Origin of the sequence: Italian clover phyllody phytoplasma str. MA1, from assembly GCF_000300695.1 — a bacterium.
Classification (GTDB): Bacteria; Bacillota_I; Bacilli_A; order Acholeplasmatales; family Acholeplasmataceae; genus Phytoplasma.
Genome location: NZ_AKIM01000177.1, coordinates 1 through 697, shown reverse-complemented (window position 1 = coordinate 697; position 697 = coordinate 1). Strand labels below are relative to the sequence as shown.

Annotated in this window: 1 pseudogene; it reads right to left on the bottom strand. The window is 23.7% G+C overall.

The features are described from left to right. A pseudogene (locus tag RI01_RS03200) lies at nt 1-402 on the bottom strand (hypothetical protein); the annotation flags it as partial. Between the last annotated feature and the right edge of the window lie 295 nt (nt 403-697).

Sequence of the window (697 nt, the reverse complement as noted above, 5' to 3'; positions counted from 1 at the left end):
ACCTAATTTATTTTGAGGTGAAGGAGTATGATTAGGATCTTTATCGTTGCCTGTTACTTTATTATAGATATACTCAATAACTTTACGAATTGGTTGAGTGGTTTTATCGTATAATACTTTAGTTTTAGTTGCGGCGTTACTGGTAAAAGCGTTGATTTGGTTTAAAACTTCAGGAAAGAATTTAAAAAGGGTCCAATAAATCGCCCCACCAATTAATAATAATGGGATACACCAAATGAGGATGTTAAAGAAAGTTTTAATGATTTTAAACAACCAGTTTTCTTTTTTAGTTTGAGTTTCGATAATTATTTTAGGAGTTGGATTTTTTCTTTTGATAATTATTTCGTTAGATTTATTGTTTTTGGATTGATTTTTAGTGTTTTTATTTGTTTTTTTAGCCATATGATTTTACTCGCTTTCTTGATTGGATTTATTTTGATTTATTATCATTTCTTCTAATTTATCTATTTTTTCATTAATTTTTTTAAAATTACTTTGGGTTTCTTGTTGGAATTCATCCATTTCCTTTTCAATAAGGTTAATTTTTTGTTTTAAATATTGGTTTTGAAGATTAATATGTTTTCTTTTAAATTATCTTTTTGAAAATTAACATATTCTTTAAAATTATTATTATTAAAATTACAGATGATAATTGTTGTTAAAGTAAAAATTATTAAACAAATATAAGGTGAATATT